This is a genomic window from Winogradskya consettensis, from assembly GCF_018332715.1.
Lineage (GTDB): Bacteria > Actinomycetota > Actinomycetes > Mycobacteriales > Micromonosporaceae > Actinoplanes > Actinoplanes consettensis.
On sequence record NZ_BOQP01000042.1, the window covers coordinates 55,045 to 73,725 of the forward strand.

At 68.3% G+C, this 18,681-nt stretch carries 17 protein-coding genes; 8 read left to right on the forward strand and 9 right to left on the reverse strand.

The window, feature by feature from the left end:
* Positions 1–1,173 carry a flavodoxin-dependent (E)-4-hydroxy-3-methylbut-2-enyl-diphosphate synthase gene (gene ispG, locus Aco04nite_RS34720; protein WP_203838641.1) on the forward strand — a complete coding sequence of 391 codons (1,173 nt, stop codon included), beginning with the start codon at positions 1–3 and terminating at the stop codon, positions 1,171–1,173.
* A 637-nt stretch (positions 1,174–1,810) separates the two neighbouring features.
* Here ispG and Aco04nite_RS34725 read toward each other — a convergent pair.
* The gene (locus Aco04nite_RS34725; protein ID WP_213001473.1) at positions 1,811–2,650 is read right to left on the reverse strand and encodes a GNAT family N-acetyltransferase; all 840 of its coding nucleotides are present in this window, start codon (positions 2,648–2,650) and stop codon (positions 1,811–1,813) included.
* Between the two features lie 135 nt (positions 2,651–2,785).
* Here Aco04nite_RS34725 and Aco04nite_RS34730 point away from each other — a divergent pair, with 135 nt between their 5' ends.
* A complete protein-coding gene (locus Aco04nite_RS34730) occupies positions 2,786–3,400 on the forward strand; it encodes a PadR family transcriptional regulator (protein ID WP_213001474.1) in 615 nt (204 codons plus the stop codon).
* Between the two features lie 51 nt (positions 3,401–3,451).
* Here Aco04nite_RS34730 and Aco04nite_RS34735 read toward each other — a convergent pair whose 3' ends face one another.
* Positions 3,452–4,405 (reverse strand): LLM class F420-dependent oxidoreductase, encoded by a 954-nt coding sequence (locus Aco04nite_RS34735; RefSeq protein ID WP_213001518.1) that lies wholly within the window; start codon positions 4,403–4,405, stop codon positions 3,452–3,454.
* Between the two features lie 143 nt (positions 4,406–4,548).
* Between Aco04nite_RS34735 and Aco04nite_RS34740 the strand changes: the two genes are divergently transcribed.
* From Aco04nite_RS34740 to Aco04nite_RS34750, 3 genes are read left to right on the forward strand one after another with little or no spacing between them, the layout of a single operon-like run.
* Positions 4,549–5,166 carry an ABC transporter ATP-binding protein gene (locus Aco04nite_RS34740; protein WP_213001475.1) on the forward strand — a complete coding sequence of 206 codons (618 nt, stop codon included), beginning with the start codon at positions 4,549–4,551 and terminating at the stop codon, positions 5,164–5,166.
* Positions 5,163–7,307, forward strand: coding sequence for a YhgE/Pip domain-containing protein (locus Aco04nite_RS34745; RefSeq protein ID WP_213001476.1), 2,145 nt, complete (start codon positions 5,163–5,165; stop codon positions 7,305–7,307). The genes Aco04nite_RS34740 and Aco04nite_RS34745 overlap by 4 nt, the downstream gene beginning before the upstream one ends.
* A 5-nt stretch (positions 7,308–7,312) precedes the next feature.
* The gene (locus tag Aco04nite_RS34750; RefSeq protein ID WP_213001477.1) at positions 7,313–7,897 is read left to right on the forward strand and encodes a TetR/AcrR family transcriptional regulator; all 585 of its coding nucleotides are present in this window, start codon (positions 7,313–7,315) and stop codon (positions 7,895–7,897) included.
* Positions 7,898–8,020: 123 nt separating this feature from the next.
* Here Aco04nite_RS34750 and Aco04nite_RS34755 read toward each other — a convergent pair whose 3' ends face one another.
* From Aco04nite_RS34755 to Aco04nite_RS34780, 6 genes are all read right to left on the reverse strand, one after another.
* Complete coding sequence (locus Aco04nite_RS34755; protein WP_213001478.1) at positions 8,021–9,085, reverse strand: ABC transporter permease; 1,065 nt, start codon at positions 9,083–9,085, stop codon at positions 8,021–8,023.
* The gene (locus tag Aco04nite_RS34760; protein WP_213001479.1) at positions 9,082–9,975 is read right to left on the reverse strand and encodes an ABC transporter ATP-binding protein; all 894 of its coding nucleotides are present in this window, start codon (positions 9,973–9,975) and stop codon (positions 9,082–9,084) included. Before Aco04nite_RS34760 ends, Aco04nite_RS34755 begins: the two co-directional genes overlap by 4 nt.
* 80 nt (positions 9,976–10,055) lie before the next feature.
* Complete coding sequence (locus Aco04nite_RS34765; RefSeq protein WP_213001480.1) at positions 10,056–10,706, reverse strand: response regulator; 651 nt, start codon at positions 10,704–10,706, stop codon at positions 10,056–10,058.
* Entirely contained in the window at positions 10,703–12,052 is a 1,350-nt protein-coding gene (locus Aco04nite_RS34770) for a sensor histidine kinase (RefSeq protein ID WP_213001481.1), read from the reverse strand. Before Aco04nite_RS34770 ends, Aco04nite_RS34765 begins: the two co-directional genes overlap by 4 nt.
* Positions 12,053–12,122: 70 nt before the next feature.
* Positions 12,123–12,647, reverse strand: a complete 525-nt coding sequence (locus Aco04nite_RS34775; protein ID WP_213001482.1) for an ArsR family transcriptional regulator — start codon at positions 12,645–12,647, stop codon at positions 12,123–12,125.
* A complete protein-coding gene (locus Aco04nite_RS34780; RefSeq protein WP_213001483.1) occupies positions 12,578–13,375 on the reverse strand; it encodes a DUF998 domain-containing protein in 798 nt (265 codons plus the stop codon). Before Aco04nite_RS34780 ends, Aco04nite_RS34775 begins: the two co-directional genes overlap by 70 nt.
* A gap of 52 nt (positions 13,376–13,427) precedes the next feature.
* Between Aco04nite_RS34780 and Aco04nite_RS34785 the strand changes: the two genes are divergently transcribed.
* The gene (locus Aco04nite_RS34785; protein ID WP_213001519.1) at positions 13,428–14,249 is read left to right on the forward strand and encodes an SDR family NAD(P)-dependent oxidoreductase; all 822 of its coding nucleotides are present in this window, start codon (positions 13,428–13,430) and stop codon (positions 14,247–14,249) included.
* Between the two features lie 131 nt (positions 14,250–14,380).
* On the opposite strand, the gene Aco04nite_RS34790 is transcribed toward Aco04nite_RS34785, so the two are convergent.
* Positions 14,381–14,779 carry a MerR family transcriptional regulator gene (locus Aco04nite_RS34790; RefSeq protein ID WP_213001484.1) on the reverse strand — a complete coding sequence of 133 codons (399 nt, stop codon included), beginning with the start codon at positions 14,777–14,779 and terminating at the stop codon, positions 14,381–14,383.
* A gap of 874 nt (positions 14,780–15,653) precedes the next feature.
* On the opposite strand from Aco04nite_RS34790, the gene Aco04nite_RS34795 reads away from it, so the two are divergent.
* Both Aco04nite_RS34795 and Aco04nite_RS34800 read left to right on the forward strand, forming a co-directional pair.
* Positions 15,654–17,183, forward strand: a complete 1,530-nt coding sequence (locus Aco04nite_RS34795) for an amino acid permease (RefSeq protein ID WP_213001485.1) — start codon at positions 15,654–15,656, stop codon at positions 17,181–17,183.
* 72 nt (positions 17,184–17,255) lie between these two features.
* Positions 17,256–18,602, forward strand: a complete 1,347-nt coding sequence (locus Aco04nite_RS34800; RefSeq protein WP_213001486.1) for a glutamine synthetase family protein — start codon at positions 17,256–17,258, stop codon at positions 18,600–18,602.
* Positions 18,603–18,681: the final 79 nt, after the last annotated feature.

Sequence of the window (18,681 nt, forward strand, 5' to 3'; positions counted from 1 at the left end):
ATGACCGCAATCAGTCTCGGTATGCCCGCTGTGCCCCCGCCGCCGCTGGCACAGCGCCGTCTCAGCCGTCAGATCAACGTCGGTGGCGTGCTCGTCGGAGGCGGCGCGCCGGTCAGCGTGCAGTCGATGACCACCACGCTGACCAGCGACGTCAACGCCACGCTCCAGCAGATCGCCGAGCTCACCGCCTCGGGCTGCCAGATCGTCCGGGTCGCGGTGCCGTCCCAGGACGACGTCGAGGCGCTGCCCGCGATCGCCAAGAAGTCGCAGATCCCCGTGATCGCTGACATCCACTTCCAGCCGAAGTACGTCTTCGCCGCGATCGACGCCGGCTGCGCGGCGGTCCGGGTCAACCCGGGCAACATCCGCCAGTTCGACGACAAGGTCAAGGAGATCGCCAAGGCGGCCTCCGCGACCGGCACCCCGATCCGGATCGGGGTCAACGCGGGCTCGCTCGACAAGCGCCTGCTCGAGAAGTACGGCAAGGCGACCGCCGAGGCGCTCGTCGAGTCGGCCCTGTGGGAATGCTCGCTCTTCGAGGAGCACGGTTTCCGCGACATCAAGATCTCGGTCAAGCACAACGACCCGGTCGTGATGATCCGCGCCTACCGGCTGCTCGCCCAGCAGTGCGACTACCCGCTGCACCTCGGCGTGACCGAGGCCGGCCCGGCGTTCCAGGGCACGATCAAGAGCGCGGTGGCGTTCGGTGCCCTGCTGGCCGAGGGCATCGGCGACACGATCCGCGTCTCCCTCTCCGCCCCGCCGGTCGAGGAGATCAAGGTCGGCCAGGGCATCCTCGAGTCCCTCGGCCTGCGCGAGCGTGGCCTCGAGATCGTCTCCTGCCCCTCCTGCGGCCGCGCCCAGGTCGACGTCTACACCCTCGCCGAGCAGGTCACCGCCGCGCTCGAAGGCTTCCCGGTCCCGCTGCGCGTCGCGGTCATGGGCTGCGTCGTCAACGGACCCGGCGAGGCCCGCGAGGCCGACCTCGGCGTGGCATCCGGCAACGGCAAGGGCCAGATCTTCGTGAAGGGCCAGGTCATCAAGACCGTCCCCGAATCGATCATCGTGGAGACCCTGGTCGAGGAGGCCCTGCGCTTGGCCGACCAGATGGGCGCGGAGCTCCCCGACGAGCTGCGTGACCTTCTTCCCGGCGCCCAGGTCACCGTGCACTGATCCATTCGGCAACGGCTCTAGGGCGCATCCCCGGTGGGGGCTGCGCCCTTTGCGTTCCTGCGAGGTCAGGGCGGTCTGCGGGCGACAGCTGAGTGGTGAACAGGATGCGGTCCTGGGGTGGGACCGGGCAGGCGGGAAGAACGAGCTGATCGGGACTGTGCTGCTGATCGCCGGGTACGAGACCATCGCGAACATGACGCGTCCGACGTCCCAGGGGCACGATCAAGAGCGGGGTGGCGCTCGGTGCTCCACGGGTGGGGCGGGTGGTCCAGGACCGCGATGGAACTCCTGGCGGTGGCCCTGGCGTCAGTGAGTGACGCCGGGCGGGTCTTGCACCGCGCGGCTGCCCTTGTGTCAAAGAGTGATGCCGGGCGGGTCTTGCACCGCGCGGCTGCCCGGGTACCAGAGAGTGACGCTGGGCGCGTCTCGCACCGTGCAGAGGTTCTGGCCGCGGAGAGTGACGCTGGCTCGGGCCATGTACACCGTGTAGTTGGACCTGGCGTCTGAGAGTGAGGCGGGGGCGTGCACCGTTGCCGGTTGTCGCGTTCATCCGGCCTGACCCGGCAGGTCCTGGCGGGGGAGGTTCGGGACTTGGGGGTTGCGGTTGTTGGAGGGGGTGCGCGTACTTATAGCGGTTTTAGAACAGGACGGTCGCGAAGCTGCCCTGCTGGATGAAGCCGCAGCGGGCGTAGACGCGGCGGGCGGGGGTGTTGTAGTCGTTGACGTACAGGCTCACGGTGGGGGCGACCCGTTGGAGGGCGTCGCGGACTACTGCGGCCATTGCTGAGGCGGCGAGGCCTTGGCCGCGGAACTCGGGGTCGACCCAGACGCCCTGGACCTGGGTGGTGCGGCGGGTGACTATGGCCAGCTCGGCTTTGAAGATTACGCGGTCGCCGATGAAGCGGGCGTAGGCGCGTTTGCCTCGGACCAGTTCGGCGATGCGGCGTTTGTAGCCGCGGCCTCCGTCGTCGAGCAGGGGGGAGACGCCTACCTCTTCGGTGTACATCGCTACGGCGGCGGGGAAGAGTTGGTCGACCTCGTTGGAGCGGACCAGGCGCACGTCGGGGTCGGGGGTGATGGGTGCTTCCCGGTCGGCGACGAGCAGGGGCTGGTGCGGGCGGACGTCGCGGGCCGGGCCCCAGTGGCCGCCGAGCCTGTCCCACAGGTCCAGGACCGCTTCGGAGCGGCCGATGATCGAGGAGCAGATGCGGGGGTCGGCGCCGAGCAGCTCCGCGAACGCCGCGATTGCGGGGGGAGTCGTGCACACGGGGACGAGATGCGCTCCTGACCAGCACACCGACTCGATGCGGCGCGCGGGGCCGTAGCCGTAGATGCGGCCGTCGGAACGCCACCAGTTGAGCCCGTGGGCCGCTACCCGCTCGGCGATCTGAGCGCCGGCGTAAGGGTCCTGGTCGAGAATCCGCTCGACCGTGGCCCGCTCGGACTCGCCGAGTTGGCGGATGGGCACAGTCAGCACGGGTAACACATTGCCAGATTCACGGCGTCTGACACCTCACCCGCCCCTCCCTATCGAAAAACCTGCGTGTGCTCCCTTGTCACCGACACGTTGCCGATATATCGTCTAACTATCGACAACTGATCGGAGAAAATCATGAGGCACGAACACATGCGTCACCTGCACGAGGGTCGGATGCGCGGATTCGGGTTCCCGCCCGGATTCCCCTTCGGCGGTCCGGGTCAGGGCGGCTTCGGCGGCCCCGGCGGTTTCGGCGGCTGGGGACCTGAAGGTCATGGCGGCGGCCCTCGAGGTCCACGCCGCGGCGGCCGCGGCAGCCGGCCCAACGTCCGCCCGGCTCTGCTCGCGCTCCTGCTCGAGCGGCCGATGCACGGCTACGAGATGATCCAGGAGCTCGAGAGCCGCACGGGCGGCATCTGGCGCCCCAGCCCGGGCTCGGTCTACCCGACCCTCCAGCTCCTGGAGGACGAGGGCCTGATCGTGGCGGAGGCCACCGGCGGCCGGAAGCGCTTCACCCTCACCGAGGACGGGCGCCCGGAAGCCCAGACCGCGGCGGAGAACCCGCCGTGGGCACAGTTCAGCGACGACACCATGTCGCAGGTCGCGGACTTCCGCGATGCCGCGGTCGGCATCATGAGTGCACTGCGCCAGGTCGGCTTCAACGGCACCCCGGAGCAGCGGCAGAAGGCCCTCGAGGTCCTCAACGAAACCAAGCGCAAGCTCTACGCGATCCTCGCCGACAGCGAGTGATCAACCAGGCTTGCCGGGAAGGCGCGCTCCGCTTGCGGGGCGCGCCTTCTTTCAGTTCCGGCCCAGGGCGGTCAGCACCCCGAGGGCGTCTTTCTCCAGCTCGGGGGTCGGGATCAGGGCCATGACCGGGACGGTCACGCCGGCCTCGGCGTAGCGGTTCACCTGGGCCCGGCACTCGGCCGGGGAGCCGTGGACGATCAGCTCGTCGACCACCTCGTCGGGGATGGCGGCCAGGGCGGCCCGGCGATCGCCCGCGGCCCAGGCCTTCCACATCGGACCGAGCGACGGCTCGCGGCCCAGCCAGCGATGGAATTCCAGGTACGCCGGCACTGTCAGGTAAGCGGCGATCATGCGCCGGCCGACGGTTCGGGCGTACTCGTGGTCCTCGGTGGGGCAGACGAAGATGCGGGCCACCACGTCGAAATCGGGTTTGTCGGTCTTCACCTCGGCGAGGGCCTGGGGAACGTCGGTTGCCGCCAGCCAGTTGAGGATGACGCCGTCGGCCTCGGCGGCGGCGAGGTGCAGCATTCCCGGGCGCAGAGCGGCGAGCAGGAGCTGGGGCGGCGTCGCGGGTGGGCGCTCCAGGCGGAAGCGGCGGATCTGGAATGTCTCGTAGGTCTCGTCGACCATGTCGCCGGCCAAGGCTGCTCGGAGAAAGCGCAGGACATCGCGGCTGCGCGCGAACGGCTGCGTGAAGTCGACGGCATTCCAGTCGCCGACGACGACCGGTGAGGATGCCCCGATGCCGAGCTGGAACCGGCCGGGGGCGGCGTCGGCCAGGGCTGCCGCGGTCATCGCCAGCAGGCCGGGACCGCGAGTGAAGACGGGCGCGATCGCGGTGCCGAGGCGGGCCTGTGGTTGCCAGACCGATGCGAGGGTCAGTGGCGTGAACGCGTCGGCACCATTGACCTCACTGGACCAGAAGTCGGTGAACCCGGCCTCGGTCAACGTCGCGAAGACCGAGTCGTGCCCGGCCAGTGAAACCCCGCCCAGTGGAACGGTCATGCCCCATCGCGTCACCATGCCTCGATCCTGCCCGGTTCGCACGGGGTCGGTCTACAGGTGAGGTGCGACACGTGCGCGTTCTATCGATGACCTTCGGGAGTATGTTTTTGCACTGACCAGTCAGTTCAACGAAGGTGTCCATCATGCCGGTTCTCCACGCGAGCGGGGCGGGCGTCCGCCACCACCGCCGATGGCTCTTCCGCGACCTGGACGTCTCGGCCTCCCCGGGCGATGTCGTCGCGATCGTGGGGCCGCCCGGCAGTGGGCGCACCACCGTTCTGCTGGCGCTCGCGCGCCGCTTCAAGCTTTCCGCGGGCCAGGTCGACCTGACGGGTACGGCGGCGCTCGGATATGTGCCCGACGTTTCCGAGCCTGAATCTGTGCTGACCGTCGCGGAACACGTGCGGGAAAAGGCCTTGCTCGTCGGGCGCTCGACGGCGACCCCGGTTGATCTGAAAGGCCTCGATCCTGGAACGCGTGGTTTTGCCTTGAGCCCGTTCCAACGTCAGGTTCTCGGCCTGGTCCTGGCTCAGATCGCGCAACCGCAGCTCATCGCGCTCGACGCCACCGATGAGGGCCTCGACGCCGCCGAACGCGAGCAGCTCTGGGGCCTGATCGGTGAAGTGGCGTCGGATGGCATCGCGGTGTTGCTGACCGCCCGGGAAATTGACGAATCGCGAGTTACCACCGTGGTGCGGCTCGGTGCTTCCGGGTCCGGTGTTTCCGAGCCGGGTGCTTCCGAGGGGGGCAACACGAAATGACCGGATTGTCGAGTATGCGGCTGGCAGGGTTCGAGCTGCGCCGCTTCCTGCGGGGGCGGCTGCCGGTCGCCGCCCTGGTTGTCATCTGTGTGATTCCGCTGCTCTACGGGGCGCTTTACCTCTATGCGTTCTGGGATCCGTATGGCCGGCTCAACCACATCCCGGCCGCGCTCGTTGTCGAGGACACCAGCGCCACGGCAACCGACGGGACAAAGGTGCAGGCCGGTCAGGACCTTGCCAAGGAACTGATCGACCGCGAGGTTTTCGACTGGCATGTGACCGATGAGAAAGGCGCCGAGGCGGGCCTGGCCGACGGCCGTTACCAGCTGTCCCTGCGCATTCCGAGCAACTTCTCCACGAACCTCACGACCGGCCCCGACCAGGACGCCACCCCGAAGGCCGCGCAGCTCATCGTCGTCAACGATGACGCCACCAACTATCTCGCCGGCGTTTTCTCGCGCACCGCGTTCGCCGAGGTCCGGGCCGCAGCGGCGCAATCCGCGCAGTCCGGTTACTTCGACAAGATGCTGATCGGGTTCACCGACCTCAAGTCGCAGACGCAGAAAGCCGCCGACGGCGCGCACAAGCTCGACAATGGCCTGACGGATGCCGAGAAGGGCGCTGACCGGCTGAACGGTGGCATCTCCGATGCGGAGAACGGCGCCGGCCGGCTCTCGACCGGTCTCGGCTCGGCCGCGAAGGGCGCGGACGACCTCGCCGACGGACTCGCGACACTGCAGGCGGGAGCGGCACAGGTTGCTACGGGTACGCAGGAGGCCGCGGCCGTCGGACGTCAGCTCTCCGACGTCGTGGACGGCGTGGCGGACAAGGCCGGCCCGTTGCTGCGCGAGAACGCCCAGGTCATCGAGGACGCGGCCAACCGGGTCGCCGACGGCGCCGACCTGCTCGCCCGTAACGTCAACCGGCTCGACGATGCTGCGGACGACGCTGTTACGAATGCGACGCGGCTGCAGAGATACCTCAACGGGTTGCCGGATGACACCGCGGGTGTCGAGCAGGCCAGGGCGTACGCGAATCAGCTGGTCAAGGATGCCAAGCGGGTGCAGTCGACCATCCGGGACTCCGACCTGAACGCCCTGAGCAAGCGCCTCAGGACCGTCGCCGCTGATGCGCGCAAGGTAGCCGCCGAAGCACCACACCTCGCGGATGACGTCGCGACCGCCCGCTCGACCGTGGACCGGTTCGCCTCAGGTCTCAGCCAGCTTGCCACCGGCGCGAAGAAGGTCAGCACCGGGGCGAGCGCCGCCGAGTCGGGTGCCGAGGATCTGCGCGGCGGGATCTTCCAGCTCAGGTCCGGTGCCCGTCAGCTCGACAGCGGTCTGGTCACGTTGAAGAGCGGCGGCGAGCAGCTCGCGGACGGCCTCGGTGACCTGCAGAACGGCGCGTCCCAGCTCGCCTCCGGGCTCACCGACGGCGCCGACCAGATCCCGTCGTTCGGTGACGATCCGTCGAACCGCGCGGACCTGCTCAGCAACCCCGTGCAATTGGACCGGACCGTACGCCACCCGGCCGCGACCTATGGCGTGGGCTTCGCGCCGTACTTCCTGGCCCTTGCCCTCTGGGTCGGCGCGATGATCACCTACATGGTGCTGCGCCCGTTGAACAGGCGTTACATCGTTTCGGGAGCGCCCTCCTATCGGGTCTCCCTCGCGGGTCTGCTGCCCGCCGTGGCGATCGGACTGGCGCAGGCGCTCCTGCTCTTCGTCGTTGTTGTGTTCGGTCTCGGCTTGAGCCCTGCACACCCCGTGACAACGCTCGCACTACTGATGGCCACCGCGACCGCGTTCGCCGCGATCATGCAACTGCTCGGTGCGGCGCTCGGACCCGCCGGCCGGATTCTTGCGCTCGCGCTCCTGATGCTGCAGCTCACGTCGTCGGGCGGCACGTATCCGGTGCAGACCACGCCCGGGTTCTTCCAGGCGATCCACCCGCTGCTGCCCATGACGTACGTGGTGGAGGCGATGCGCCACACGATCGACGGGGGCCCGGACGGTACGGTGGTCACCGGATTCCTTGCGCTTCTCGCGTACGGCGCCGGCGCACTCGCGCTCACCATCGTGATGGCCCATCGCAAGCGCCGCCTGACCCCGTCCGACCTGCATCCGGAGCTGGTGATCTGACAACCGTGGACGGCAGAACCCGCAGGCGTACCGATACGCGGCAGCGTCTCTACGAGGCAGCTGTCGAGTTGATCGCCGAGCAGGGTTTCTCCGCGACCACCGTCGATGACATCGCCAGTCGGGCGAAGGTCGCCAAGGGGACCGTCTACTACAACTTCGCGTCGAAGACGGCGCTGTTCGAGGAGCTCTTGCGGCACGGGATCGGCCTGCTGACAGAGGCCTTCCGGACCGCGGTGGCCGGCCTGCCGCCCCGGGAAGCGGTGGATGCCCTGGTGCGAGCTGAACTCGAGTACATCCGGCGTTACCGGGCTTTCGCACAGTTGCTGCTGTCGGAGATGTGGCGGACCAACCGGGAGTGGCAGCAGACGCTCGTCCTGCTCCGCGAGCAGGCCATCGAAGTCATCGCCGAGACCGTCCAGGCCGGGGTGACCTCCGGGGATCTACCCGCGGACCTGGACGTACGGGTGGCATCGTCCGCACTCTTCGGCGTCGGCCTGGTGGTGGCGGTGGACTGGCTGGTCTTCCAGCCGGAACGCCCCATCGAGGACGTCGAGAAGTCGCTGCTGGCGATCGTCCGCCGCGTGGCCTGATTGTTGAGCGATTGCGTCGCGTGGGTGGCGTGATTTTTAAAACGGTTCCGTCGCGTGGCGTGATTTTCAGTGGTTCCGTCGCGTGGCGTGATTTTTGGGCGGCTCCGTCGCGTGGCCTGGTTTCTAAACGGTGGAGCGGCTGCGCCAGGCCGTGGCGAAGGACGTGCGGCCGTTGGTGCGGAGCAGGGATCCTTCGTAGATCCGAGCGCCGATGCCGAGGAAGACCGCCGCGGAGATCGCGAGCAGGAGCAGTGACGCCACCGGCTCCCACACAGCTGTTTCTCCGTTGAAGATCCGGACCGGCATCGCGATGGGTGCGGAGAACGGCACGTAGGACAGGATCCGCATCACTGGTTCGTTGTCCGTGAGAAAGAGGACCGCGAAGAACGGCAGCATGACCACCATCTGGAGCGGGGTGGAGGCGCCGGCGATGTCCTCCTGCCGGGCGGCGAGCGCTCCGACACCCGCCCACAGCGTCGCCAGCATCACGAAGCCGAGGACGAAGAACGGCAGGAACCAGCCGATCGCGGGACCTACCTGGCTGATCACGGCGGTGTCCACATCAGCGACCTGCATCCCGACGAAGGACACGAGCGTGACCAGGGCGATCTGTCCGAAGGCGAGCAGGGTCATCGCGGCCACCTTGCCGGCGAGCAGCGCCCGGACGGGAATGCTCGACACAAGAATCTCGACGATGCGGGTCTGCTTCTCCTCGGTGACGCTCTGGGCGATCTGCATGCCGAACGTGAACGAGGTGATGAAGAACAGGAACGCGAGCGCGAACGGCACCACGAATTTCAGGAACGGGTTGACCGCGCTCGGGTTGAGGAGTTGCACCGGCGGGGCGACGCTGAGGGCTTCGACCACATCGGAGGGCGTCTCGTCCATGGCGAGGACCCGGGGCCCCGCGACCACGGCCGCTTCGACGGTGCCGTCCCGGACGAGGCGCTCGGCGGCGGCGTCGTCGGGCACCGCGGTCACTTCGAAGCCCTGGCTCTGCAACGCGCTCGCGGCGGCCCGGTCAGTGACGGCGACCTTGGTGGCGCCGCCGTCGATCAGGGCGGGCACGACGGTGCTGGCGATCGCGATGAACAGGAAGAACACGGTGCTGAAGATGAAGGTTTTGTCGCGTAGCTTCATCCGCACCTCGCGGGCGGCGACCAGCCTGGCAGCGGCGAACGTGGTCACTGGTTGACCTCCCGGAAGATCTCGGTGAGCGAGGGTGAAACGGGCCCGAAGGCACGGACTGCTCCGCGAGCCAGAGCCGCGCGCAGGACCTCCTGGTCGTCGGCGTCGGACGCCAGGTCGAATACGGCACTCGCGCCGTCGAGGTCGATCAGAGCGACGCCGGGCTGGTCACGCAGCCAACCGGCATCGGTGTCGACCTCGATCCGGAACCGGGGCGACGCGTGATCCGCACGCAGCTGCTGCCGGCTGCCCGCGGCCCTGATGGTGCCGTCGGCGATGATCACCAGGTCGTCGCAGAGACGTTCGACAACGTCGAGCTGATGGCTGGAGAAGAGCACCGGAGCCCCTGCCGCTGCCCGGTCGCGGAGCACGCTCACCACCACGTCGACCGCGAGCGGGTCGAGCCCCGAGAAGGGCTCGTCGAGCACCAGCACCTCGGGATCGTGCACGAGGGCAGCGGCGATCTGCACCCGTTGCTGGTTGCCGAGCGACAGCTTTTCCACCAGATCGCCGCCGCGATCGGTGAGGCTGAGCCGCTCGAGCAGGGCGTCGGTGCTCCGGCGGGCGGCAGTCGCGGTCATGCCGTGCAGCCGGCCGAGATAGACGATCTGGTCGGCGACGGTCATCTTCGGATAGAGGCCGCGCTCCTCGGGCATGTAGCCGAAGCGCTGGCGAATAGCGGGGGTCAGCGGCCGGTCCTGCCAGCGCACCTCACCCGAATCCGCACCGAGCACGCCCAGCATGATGCGCATGGTGGTGGTCTTGCCGGCCCCGTTGGCACCGACAAAACCGGTCATCCGCCCGGCGCCCACCTGGAACGAGACGTCCTTGAGCACCTGACGATCCCCGAAGCTGCGGCTGACGGCGTCGACACTCAGCACGTTGGTCATGTCCTCACGCTAGGGCCGCTCGGCTCTCACCGCGTCCGGCGCGCGAAGGACAACCCGTGTCCTCCTCGCGGAGGACACGGTCATCCTCCAGGACGTACAACCCCCAGCTCGTATGCGAGGACGACGGCCTGGGTCCGGTCCCGCGCCCCGATCTTCATCAGCACCCGGCTGACATGTGTCTTCACGGTTGTCTCCCCGAGCCGGAGCTCCGCCGCGATCTCGGCGTTGGTCGCCCCACCGGCCAGCAGGACGAACACCTCGTGTTCGCGAGGGGTCAGCTCGTCGAGCCGGGTCGCCTCCCGGTCGCGTGCCTTGATGGTCGCGAACGCCTCGATGACCCGGCGCGTGATCGAGGGCGCCAGCAGCCCCTCCCCGGCGGCCAACACGCGGACAGCCTCGGTGAGCGCCTCCGGCGAGTCGTTCTTGAGCAGGAACCCGCTCGCGCCCGCACGCAGCGCGGCGAAGAGGTAGTCATCCCGGTCGAACGTCGTCAGGATCAGCACCGCCGGGCCGTCCTCGGCGGTCAGCTGCCGAGTCGCTTCGAGGCCGCTCATGCCGGGCATCTCGACGTCCATCAGGATGACATCGGGTTTCAGCCGGCGGGACAGGTCGATGGCCTCGAGCCCGTCGGACGCCTCGCCCACGACCTCGATGTCGTCCTCGATCTCCAGGATCACGCGGAAACCGGTGCGGACCAGGTGATGATCGTCGGCGAGCAGGACCCGGATCATTTCGCCTCCGCGGTTGCGGTCGCCGTTGCGGTCGCCGTTGCCGCGGCCCGGGGGAGGGGCAGTCGCGCCCTGACCCGGAATCCGCCGTCGGTGCGGGGCCCGATCTCCAGCGTGCCGTCGTGCACGGCGACGCGCTCCCGCATACCGATCAGGCCCATCCCGCTGGTGGTGGCGGCTCCCACCTGGCCGTGACCGTCATCCGCCACGTCGACCTCCAGCTCGCCGGTCAGATAGCGGACCCGGACGTCGACCGTGGTCGCCCGTGCATGCTTCAAGATGTTGGTCACCGCCTCCTGGATGATCCGGAACGCTGCCTGCGACACCGAGTCGGGAACAGTCACGGGGTCGCCGAAAGTCGCATATCGGGCGGAAAGTCCCGCATCACGGACTCGATCGACGAGCTCGTCCACCCGGTCCACGCCGGCAGCCGATCCGGCGACGTCGATGCTGCCGGTGCCGGTGCCGGTGCCGGTGCCGGTGCCGGTGCCGGTGCTGGTGGCGGTGCGCATTGCGCCGAGCATGCGGCGTAGCTCGTCCACTGCTGTCCGGGCGCTGCTCTCGACTGCTGCCAGCGCGATCCGGGCCCGGCCCGGGTCCTTGTCGAGGACCCGTCGGCAGGCGGAGGCTTGGATGCCCATGACGGAGACGTGATGGGCCACCACGTCGTGCAGCTCGCGGGCTATGCGGAGCCGCTCCTCGATGACGGCGCGCTCGTTGGCCAGGGACTGGGCGGCGATCAGCTCGGTCGTCTGCTCCTCCAGCCGGTGCTGGCGACGCGCGGACTGCCAGGCCGAATTACCCATGGTGTAGGCGAACCCGAAGAGCGCCACGTTGACGATCACGGGGTTGATGAGACTCGCCAGCAGGGGCGGTAGCTCGCCGGAGGCCCCGGGCGGGCCGTCGGCGGGCATCAGGTCGTGCGAGAGGAACCACGCCAGGAACAGCCAGCCGAACATCGAGCCGATGATCGCGAGCCGCACGCCCTTCGACCTGCGACGATCGGGTCCCCAGGCGCCGAGCGTGTAGACCGCGGCGATGATGGCTCCGGACGCGAGCTGCTGCTCCTGGGCGCCCCGCATCTGCCCGCCGAGAAATGCCACCGCGATCGTGACCGCCATCGCGGTGGGCCAGCGGCGTCGCCAGCAGAGCGACAAGGTGACGGCCAGTGCCCAGAGAACCTGCTCGGCGGGGGCCGGGGCGGAATCGCTGGCGAACAATCCGACGCTGCGGGCCAGAAAGACGTTCAGCACCGCCACGGCCGTGACCGTCAGGCCGATGATCAGATCGTTGCGTCGCTGCCGGGGTGTCGGGCTCGGACGTCGCCAATGGTCGTCACGGGTTTTCATGGCTGCGCCCCTGGAATGCCGGCGCCGGTCCCGCAGCCCCGCTCCCACTCGCCTGCCGGACGGTGTCCCATCACGGTTTTGCTCCGGACAGGACGACCAGCAGGGGGACGACGCGCTCCCCGGGCACTGCGTATTGACCGCGCGCGGAGGAGTGGAGCCAGCCGGCGTTCACCAGCTGGCGGAGGTGGTGATAAAGCTGGCCGGTGGTGCCGAGTGCCTCGTCGGAACCCAGCTCGGCAGTCGTGCGCCTGCCGGCCAGGACCCGGCGCAGGAGCAGGAGCCGGACCGGATGGCCGAGCGCGCCCAGCGTCGATGCCCAGTCGGACCAGTCGGCCTCGAGAAGGTCCTCGACGGTGTTGCCGAACTGCCAGTCGTAGTGCTCACCGGTCGGAAGGTCGACGGTCCCCGTGTAGACAACGGCACCGGCGCTGCCCTTGTCGACGCGTGCCCGTAGACCGTCGAGCGCCCAGAAGTCGATGGGCCTGGCCCCGGGTGGGGTGGGGGTGCTTGGCCGAGCTTCGTTGATCAGCTCGGTGACGCGTCGTTCGAGCTCCGTGACCCGGTTTTCGAGTGAGGGGGAATCGATCGGCTCCATGACTCCACTTTTACGGAAGAACGTAATATCGTCAAGAGGCTCATCCCGATCAGCCAGCTGACGGCAACGGTCAGGGCGAGCCGCTCCAGGATGGCGCCCACCGGACCTCGGCCGGCAAAAAGCATGGTCAGGCCCAGGGCGGCACCCAGCGGGACCATGAGCGTCGCGCCGACGGCAGAGAGCCGACGTGATGCGGGCCGGAAGAACGCCACGACGGCCGGGGCGAAGAAGGACAGAGCGCGAGTTAATGCCGGTGAGCGGAGCAGAGAGGAGAAGCCGATCATGGCCATCACGCCAGCCAGCATGACCATCCCGATGATGCTCGCCGCCGTGTGCACGACATCGCTCAAGGTCGTCGGCTCAAAGGGTGGCAGTGGGCACTGGTTGGTGCACGGCACCACTCCTGAGACTGCGGCCAGGAAGGCCGCCACGCCGAGCAGTGCGGCGACGGGGCGGGGCGCGGGTCGCAGGGCGAGTCCCAGCAGTGCCACACCGGCTGCCAGCAGGATCAGCCCTGTTCGGTACGCGACAGCGAACCGAAGTCCCGCGGTCCCGGTCTCGCTGACATACCCGGCCAGCCACGATCCGGGGCTTGCGACCAGCGTCACGAGCATGACCGCCGCGCCCACCAGGACGGCGCCACCCGCCGCGCCGCCCAGGATGCGAGTGAGGGCGGCATCGCGCGCGTCGCCCCTGGTGGTGGCGGGTTCGGCGGTGATCTTCGGCATGGCTGCAACGCTAGCCGGGGGCGGATGGTCGAATGCTCCGGTGGGGCGGACTGTGGTGGTGACGGGGGCCAGCTCGGGAATCGGGCTGGCCGGGGCGACGGCGTTGGCGCGCGGTGGCGACGAAGTGGTGTTGCTGGGCCGCGATCCCGGTCGGCTGCAGGCGGCGGTCGAAACGGTGCGAGAGGCTTCCGGGCGGACGCCGGCGGCGTACAGGGCGGATTTCGCGGTCCTGGACGAGGTGCGGGAGGTGGGGCGCCGGGTGGCGGACGAGCTCGAGCTGATCCACGTGCTCGTCAACAACGCCGGTCAGCTCGCGCGGGCCCGCCACCGGACCGTGGACGGGTTCGACCTCGGTGTGCAGGTCAACCATCTTGGTGGGTTCCTGTTGGCCAATCTGCTGGTCGATCGGCTGCGGGCGGCGGCGACACCGGCGGAGCCGGCTCGCATCGTCACGACCGGCTCGCTGGCTGAGGCTTGGGGGACGCTGGATGTCAATCGGCCCGGGCGGCTGCAGATGAGCCGGTGGCTGGCTTACGGCGCGGGGAAGCAGGCCAATCTGCTCTTCACTGTTGAGGCGGCGCGGCGCTGGACGGCGTACGACATCGTGGCGACCTGTTTCTTTCCCGGTCTTGTCCGTAGCGGTTTTGGCGGGCGGAGTCCGTTGTGGGAGCTCGCGAAACTGGTGCCGATGGCGTTCCGGGATGCGGAAGAGGGCGCGGAAACGCTGTTGTGGCTGGCGAACGATCCGGCAGCGTTGGTGCCGGGCGGGTATTTCGCGTGGCGCCGGCCGTTCGCCGCCACGGGGCGCTCGACCAGCCCCGAGCGGGCACGGCGGCTCTGGGACGCGAGTCTCACCGCGGTCGGGCTGAGCTGAGGCCGGCCGGGGGTGGTCGGCGGTTGGTCAGGGTCGGCTGGGCTCGGTCAGGGTGAGCTGGGGGTGGTCGGGGTGGTCGGTCAGAGTCAGCCGGGGGTTGGTCGGGAGTTGGTCTGGGTTGGCCGGGGCGGTCAGGGGGAGGAGGGGGAGCGGTTGGGCTGTGGGGCGGAGTAGTACTGCGGGGTGGCGATGTCGGGGTGGGTTGCTGTGGGGGTGTTGGCATCGTCGTCCGGGGTGAGGGTGCCGCCGAGGGTGAGGATGTGGCGATGGGCGGCGTCGAGGCGGTCCTCGAGGGTGACGATTCGGCAGGCGGAAGCCAGTAGGACGCCGTCGTCGAGGAGTTGGCGGACCCGGCCGGCGAGGTGGAGCTGGTGGCGGGAGTAGCGGCGGTGGCCGCCGTGGGAGCGTTCCGGCTCGATCAGGCCGGCGGTGCCGAGGCTGCGGAGGAAGGCGGGGGTTACGCCGATCATCTTCACGGCTCGGCCCATGGTGTATGCAGGGAAATCCGCGTCGTCGAAAGCGTTGCTCATGGTGCCTTTCCGGGAGAGGTGCCGACGAGGGGGCGGGGATGGTCGGGGCCGGGTTGATTGCCGACGAAGGGGTGCGGGGATGGGTGGGCTAATTGCGGGCGTGGTAACGGGGCCCGGACATAGTCCAAGGCCCCGGCGGGTTACCGGGGCCTTGGCTGTTCAATTCTGATGCCGACCGTCGTCGGCTCGGTCATTCCGCCTGCGTGCCGCTAGCGGATGGCCTGGGTGATGGGCATCGGCGGCGATCACCTCTCGTCGGGTCGGGGACGTTACGAAAGCGCGTTGCTGCGGTATCTCGTCCTCCTTAGCCAACTCAGCGTCTCTACCAGTTGCCTGGCCAGTTGCTTGGCCAGTTACCTGCCGGCTGTGCGTGGCCGACCCAGATCACGTTAGGCCCGTCACGGCGTATTTTCTAGAGTCGCCGCTGTAGATTTTTTGGACTTTTCGGTAAAGAAGCCTGCCTGAGGTGAAGTGCTGAGGTGGAGATGCGGGGCGCGGGGCGGGCGCGTGGCACAGCCGGAAGCTGCGTCGGAGAGAGGTGACCACGCCCCGCGCCGCCGCGGGTGGGGAGCCGAGGGGGCTCCGGCGGTGTTCGCGATGCCTGCCGAGGGCTCGCGCGCTGTCGGAAGCAGCGTCAGAACACCGGCAGGGCTGAACGGCGACCGGCTGAGGCCGGTCTGCGTCCGTCTGGCGCTGTGCGGCATATGCCGCACCACGTCTTCCATTGCCCTGACATGTCTACGAGTGTGGGGGTGTGCCCGGCGGGCGGCAACGCAATTAACTCAGCGCATTGACGTTGGTAACACTGCGGGTAGATCATCACCGAACGGCGGTGGCCCAGGTCACAGCTGCCCCTCGGTCTAGGGAGCCTTTGATGAGTGCTGACCCTGTCCCCAGTACCGACGAAGAACGCCTCGCCCAGCTCGGCTACCAGCAGGAACTGCATCGCCGACTGTCCGGCTTCTCGAACTTCGCGGTCTCCTTCTCCATCATTTCCATCCTGGCCGGCGCCATCACGTCGTACGGGATCGCCATGACCGCCGGCGGGCCGATCGCCATCACCCTGGGCTGGCTCTTCGTCGGTGTCATGGTGACCTTTGTGGCCCTCGCGATGGCGGAGGTCTGCTCCGCCTATCCCACCGCCGGGGCCCTCTACTGGTGGGCCGCCGCGCTCGCCAAACGCAACAAGGCGGCGTGGGCCTGGTTCGTGGGCTGGTTCAACTTTCTCGGCGAGGTCGCTGTCACCGCGGCGATCGACTTCGGTGCGGCGATCACGACAGCCGCGTTCCTGAGTCTGACTTTCGACATGGAGGTGACGACCGGGCGTACCTTCCTGATCTTCCTGGTCATCATCATCGCGCACGGCCTGCTGAACACGTTCGGCGTCAGTCTGGTGCGGATGCTCTCCGATGTCAGTGCGTGGTGGCACCTCGTGGGTGTCGCGGTCATCGTCGTCGTGCTGGCGGTCGTCCCGGACAACCACAAGCCGATCTCGGAAGTGTTCTTCGAGGTGCAGAACCAGACCGGTTTCTCGTTCACGGGGGCCGGCGCGTACGCGGTGCTCGTCGGGCTTTTGATGGCGCAGTACACGTACACCGGATATGACGCCTCTGCGCACGTCGCGGAGGAAACCCATGACGCGGCGCGTGCTGCACCACGTGGAATTGTGCTCTCCGTAGTGGTCTCGTTGATTGCCGGGTTCGTGCTGCTCGTCGCCATCACGTGGTCGATCCAGGACTACGAGGCCGAGCGGACCACCGACCTCGGGCTGCCGCCCGCGCAGATCTTCATCGACGCGGTGGGGCACGATCTCGGGACATTCCTGCTGCTCATCTGCATGGTCGCGCAATGGTTCTGCGGCATGGCCTCCGTGACGGCAAATTCCAGGATGGCGTACGCGTTCTCGCGTGACGGTGCGCTGCCCGGCTCGCGGCTCTGGAAGAAGGTCAACCCCCGCACGGGTACGCCCACCAACTCGATCTGGCTCTGTGTGACCATCAGCACGATCCTGGTTCTGCCGTCGCTGTGGAACACGACCGCGTACCTCGCCGCGACGTCAATTGCGGTCATCGGTCTCTACATCGCGTACGTGGGTCCGGTGCTTCTCCGCCGGTTGAGTCCCGATTTCCAGCCCGGACCGTGGAATCTCGGCAAGTGGAGCGCGCCGGTCGGCTGGATCGCGATCGTCTGGGTGGTGATCATCTGTGTGCTCTTCGTGCTGCCCACCGCCGGTCCGATCACCGCGAGCAACTTCAACTACACGATCATCGCCGTCCTGGTGGTGGTCGGTGCCGCGACGATCTGGTGGTTCGCGAGCGCACGCAAATGGTTCACGGGTCCGAAGCAGAACCTGATCGAAAAAGCCGCGCACGGCGAGCCGACGCTGCCTGCCCCGCCGGAGTGATCTTTGTTCGCGGGGGCCGGGCTTCAGGCCCGGCCCCCGAAAACTGTCGGCCCCCTGCGATAGGACTGCATCATGGAAATCGAGGACCTCGACGTCGCCGTCGACAACGGCAGCATCGACACCGTCCTGCTCGCGCTCACCGACATGCAGGGGCGGTTGCAGGGCAAGCGCCTGCACGGCCGCTACTTCATGGATGAGGTGGTGTCCGGCGGCAGCGAGGGCTGCAACTATCTGCTCGCCGTCGACGTGGACATGAACACCGTCGACGGATACGCGATGTCGTCGTGGAACAGCGGCTACGGCGACTTCGTCATGAAGCCCGACTTTGCCACCCTGCGCCGCGTCCCGTGGCAGCCCGGCACCGCGATGGTCCTCGCCGACCTCGAGACCACCGATGGCGAGGCCGTCTATGCCTCGCCACGGCAGATCCTGCGCCGTCAGCTCGATCGGCTCGCCGAGCACGGTCTTACCGCGTTCGCGGGCACCGAGCTCGAGTTCCTGCTGGTCAAGGACACCTATGAACAGGCGTGGGCGAAGAACTACCGCGACCTCACCCCGGCCAATCAGTACAACGTGGATTATTCGCTGCTCGGGACGGCACGCGTCGAGCCGCTGCTGCGCCGCATCCGCAACGACATGGCGGGTGCCGGGCTCGTGCCCGAGAGCGCCAAAGGCGAGTGCAACTTCGGCCAGCACGAGATCGCCTTTCGGTACGCAGACGCGCTCACCGCCGCCGACAACCACGTCATCTACAAGAACGGCGCCAAGGAGATCGCCGCCCAGGAGGGCATGGCGCTCACCTTCATGGCCAAGCCGAACGAGCGCGAGGGCAACTCGTGCCACATCCACTTCTCCTTGCGCGGCGCGGACGGCCGCTCGGCGATGCTCGGCGACGGCCCGGCCCATCTGTCGCCGATCGGGGAGCAGGTCCTCGCCGGCCTTCTCGCCACGATGCGCGAGTTCAGCCTCCTCTTCGCGCCGAACATCAACTCCTACAAGCGCTACCAGCACGGCTCGTTCGCCCCGACGGCACTGCGCTGGGGCGTCGACAACCGCACCTGCGCCCTGCGGATCGCGGGCCACGGCCAGGGCATGCGCGTCGAGAACAGGGTGCCGGGCGGCGACGTGAACCCCTATCTCGCGATCTCCGCGCTGATCGCGGGGGCGCTGCACGGCATCGAGAACGAGCTGTCACTGGAGGACGAGTTCAGAGGCAACGCGTATGAGGACGCCTCGGCGCCCCGGGTGCCGACGACGTTGCGGGACGCGCTGGAGCTGTGGGAGCTCGGCCCGGTGGCCGCTGCGGCTTTCGGCGAGGACGTGGTCGCGCACTACGCCAACATGGCCAAGATCGAGCTCACGGCCTTCGACGCGGCGGTCACCGACTGGGAGCTGCGCCGCGGATTCGAGCGGCTGTGATCGCTTCGATTTCTGGCTTCCGACTGCGGCCTGTGATCGCTGACTGCCGGCCTGCGAGCGGCGACTGCCGGCCTGCGAG